The following is a 4148-nucleotide window of genomic DNA, read 5'->3' as shown; positions in this document are numbered from 1 at the left end:
AGGCGCAGGCGGTGCTGCGCGAGCAGGCGCTGACCCGGCAGCGCGGGCTGCAGGAGCGGGGCATCGGCACGGCGCCCGAGCTGGAGGCAGCGGAGCTTTCGGCCTCTTCGGCGGCGCAGGCGGTGCTGACCCGCAGGCAGGCCATCGCCCAGGCCGAAACCCGCATCGATCAGGCCGCGACGCGCCGTGCGCGCGCCGACATCGCCGTCGCCGAGGCCGAGCGCGACCTTGCCAACACCCGCATCACCGCGCCGTTCGACGGGCAGCTCACAGAGGTCGCCATCAGCCCCGGCAGCCGGGTCACCGCCAATGAACAGCTTGCGGTGCTGGTCGATCCCGACGCGCTGGAGGTGGCCTTCCGCATCTCGGCCACGCAATACGCCCGGCTTCTGGGCGGCACGGGGCGCATCGCGGGCGCGCCGGTCAGCGTGCGGCTCGATGTCGACGGGCTGCCTTTGACCGGTGCGGGGCGCGTGGTGCGCGAGGCGGCGGTGGTGGCGCAGGGGCAGACGGGTCGGCTGATCTACGCCGCGCTCGACCGTGCGCCCGGGCTCAGGCCCGGCGATTTCGTCACCGTCATCGTCACCGAGCCGCCCCTCGACGACGTGGCCGCCATCCCGGCGGCGGCGCTCGGGGCGGACGGCACGGTGCTGGTGATCGGGCCCGAGGACCGACTCGAAAGCGTCGCGGTCGAGCTGCTGCGCACCCAGGGCGACGCGGTGCTGATCGCGGCGGGGGATCTCGCGGGGCGCGAGATCGTGGCCCGGCGCACGCCGCTTCTGGGCGCGGGGATCAAGGTGCGACGGCTAGGCGACACCCCCGCCGATCCGGGTGCCGATCCGGAGACCGCGCCTCAGATGATTGCGCTCGACGACGCGCGGCGGGCCCGGCTCATGGCCTTTGTCGAGGCGAGCGACCGGATGCCCGCCGAGGCGCGCGCGCGGCTGATCAAGCAGCTCGAGGCCGAGGAGGTCCCGGCAGAGGTCGTCGACCGGCTCGAAGGGCGGATGGGCGGATGAGGGACGAGGCGCATCTGTCGCGCAGCCTGGGCGGGCTGCTGTCCTATTTCACCCGGCATCGCACCGCCGCGAACCTCGTGCTCGTGGTGATGCTGGCGCTGGGGCTGATGGCGATGCCACGCATCCGGGCGCAGTTCTTTCCCGACACGGTGAGCGACAGCCTGAGCGTCTCGGTCACGTGGAGCGGCGCAGGCGCGGCGGATGTCGACCGCGCGGTGGTGCAGGTGTTGGAGCCCGCGATGCTGGCGGTCGAGGGCGTCACCGCTTCGGAGGCGCGGTCGAGCGAGGGGCGCGCCTCGATCAGCGTCGAATTCGAGCCCGGCACCGACATGGCCGAAGCCGAGGACATGATGCAATCCGCGATCGACGCGGTAACCGGCCTGCCCGAGGGCGCGGAGGAGCCCGAATTCCGGCGCGGCAGCTGGTCCGACCGGGTCACCGATATCGTCATCTCCGGCCCCGTGGGGGTCGATCAGCTCGCGCTTTATGCCGATGAGCTGTCGACCCGGCTCTTTGCGCGCGGCGTCACCCGCACCAGCGTGCTCGGCGTCGCAGCACCACAGTTGGTGGTCGAGGTGCCCTCGATCGCGCTCATTCGCCACGACATCGGGCTGAGCGACATTGCCGCCGCGATCGGCACTCAGGTCACCACCGATCCGGCGGGCGACGTGGCCGGCGCGCAGCGCGTGCGCACCGGGACCGAGAAACGCACGGCCGAGGAGGTGGCGGGCGTTGTGCTGCGCCGCGAGGCGGATGGGACGACGCTGACGGTGGGCGATGTGGCGCGGGTGACGCGGCTCGGCGCGGACCGCGACCGCGCCTATTTCATCGGTGACAACCCGGCCGTGCAGCTGCGCGTCAGCCGCAGCGAAAAGGGCGACGCCATCGCCCTGCAGCAGACCGCCGCCGAGGTCGCGCGCGAGCTGGAGGCGACCCTGCCCGCGGGCACGACGATAGAGCTCACCAATTCCACCGCCGACGCCATCTCGGGGCGGCTGGCGCTCTTGCTCGACAACGGGCTCATCGGCCTCGCCCTCGTGGTGGTACTGCTCTTTTTGTTTCTCAACGCGCGCACCGCCTTTTGGGTGGCCGCGGGCATCCCGGTGGCGATGTCGGCGGCGGTGGCCCTGATGTATTTCGGCGGGCTCACGCTCAACATGATCTCGCTCTTCGCGCTGATCCTGACGCTGGGCATCGTCGTCGATGACGCCATCGTGGTGGGCGAGCATGCCGATTTCCGCGCCCGGCGGCTGGGTGAGCCGCCCGTGGTCGCCGCAGAGCGCGCGGCGGGGCGGATGTTCTACCCGGTGCTTTCGGCCACGGTGACCACGATCATCGCCTTCTTCGGCCTCGTCATCATCGGCGGGCGCTTCGGCGACCTGATCTCCGACATTCCCTTCACGGTGATCGCGGTGCTGGCCGCCTCTCTGGTAGAATGCTTCATCATCCTGCCCAACCACCTGAGCCATTCGATCCGGCTCGGCCACCGCCGCCCGTGGTACGACTGGCCCAGCCACGTGGTGAACCTCGGCTTCGCGTGGCTGCGCGACAGGCTGTTCCGCCCGCTGATGCGGCTGGTGGTCCGGGCGCGCTACCCGGTGCTGGCGCTGGCGCTTCTGGCGCTGGCCTCGCAGGCGGCGCTGTTCATGCGCGGCGATGTGCAGTGGCGGTTCTTCTCGGCGCCCGAGCAGGGTTCGGTCACCGGCAATTTCGCCATGCTGCCGGGTGCGACGCGCGAGGACGGGCGCGCGGTGATGGGCGAGCTGCAGCGCACCGCGCGGGCGATCGCCGACGAACTGGAGGCCGAGCACGGGCGCGATCCGATCACCTTCATGATCGCTCAGATCGGCGGCACCGCCGGGCGCGGGCTGTCTGGCGTCGAGACTAAGGAGCCATGGCAGCTCGGCGCGATCACCGTGAGCCTGATCGACGCCGACCTGCGCCCCTATTCCTCGCGCGAATTCACCTCGATGCTGCAAGAGCGCGCGAGCCGGAACCCGCTGGTCGAGACCATCAGCTTTCGCAGCTGGGGCTCGGGGCCGGGCGGCGACGCGATCGACGTTCAGATCTCGGGCGCGGAGCCCGGGGTGCTGAAATCCGCCGCCGAGGCGCTCAAGACCCGATTGGCGCAATTCCCGGAAGTGACCGGCCTCGAAGACACGCTGGCCTATGACAAGGAAGAGCTGGTGCTCGAACTGACCCCGCGCGGCGAGGCGCTTGGCCTTTCGATCGAGGCGCTGGGTGCGACGCTGCGCGACCGGCTTTCGGGCATAGAGGCGGCGCGCTTTCCCGAAAACGGTCGCACCGCGACCATCAGGGTCGAGCTGCCCGAGGCCGAGCTGACGGCGGATTTCCTGTCGCGCACGCTCATCCGCACGGCGGCGGGCGATCACGTGCCGCTGGCCGATATCGTCACCGTGTCCCGCTCGACCGGGTTTTCAACCCTTAGGCGCGAGAACGGGATCCTGCTCATTTCGGTCACCGGCGGCATGGATGACGGCGATCCTGCGCGCGCCGCCGAGATCAACCGCAGCATCGCCGAGGACATCCTGCCCGAGATCGAGAGCCGGTTCGGCGTCTCGACCGCGCTGTCGGGACTGGCCGAGCAGGAGCGCGCCTTTCTCTCGGACGCGAGGCTCGGCCTCTATCTCGTGCTGATCGGCATCTACCTCACGCTGGCCTGGATCTTCGCGAGTTGGACCCGGCCGCTCGTGGTGATGGCGATCATCCCCTTCGGGCTGGTCGGCACGATTTACGGCCATGTCGCATGGGGGGTGCCACTGTCGCTCTTCTCGGTGGTCGGGCTGATCGGGATGACCGGGATCATCATCAACGATTCCATCGTTCTGGTGACCACGATCGACGATCATGCGCAGAGCCGGGGCCTCACCCCCGCCATCGTCGATGGTGCTGCGGACCGGCTGCGCCCCGTTTTCCTGACCACTGCCACCACCGTGCTGGGGCTGGCGCCGCTGCTTTACGAGGGCTCGATCCAGGCGGAATTCCTCAAGCCGACGGTGATCACGCTGGTCTATGGCCTGGGCTTCGGCATGTTCCTCGTGCTGCTGGTGGTGCCGGCGCTGATCGCGGTGCAGGCCGATCTGGGCCGGGCCACCCGCGCGCTGCGCC

2 protein-coding genes are annotated in these 4148 nt (G+C 70.2%); both read left to right on the top strand.

Going from position 1 to position 4148, the window contains the following annotated elements; all coding sequences use genetic code 11:
- Window positions 1–1019 (top strand): efflux RND transporter periplasmic adaptor subunit (locus NHG85_RS06075; RefSeq protein WP_253330759.1); only part of this gene is annotated, 1019 nt, incomplete at its 5' end.
- On the top strand, window positions 1016–4148 hold a 3133-nt coding region (locus NHG85_RS06070; protein ID WP_253330757.1), incomplete at its 3' end, for an efflux RND transporter permease subunit. The genes NHG85_RS06075 and NHG85_RS06070, both read left to right, overlap by 4 nt.

This window comes from Limimaricola litoreus (assembly GCF_024159025.1).
Lineage (GTDB): Bacteria > Pseudomonadota > Alphaproteobacteria > Rhodobacterales > Rhodobacteraceae > Limimaricola > Limimaricola litoreus.
The sequence above is the reverse complement of the archived record's forward strand: the minus strand, read 5'-3'. Positions and strand labels throughout refer to the sequence as shown.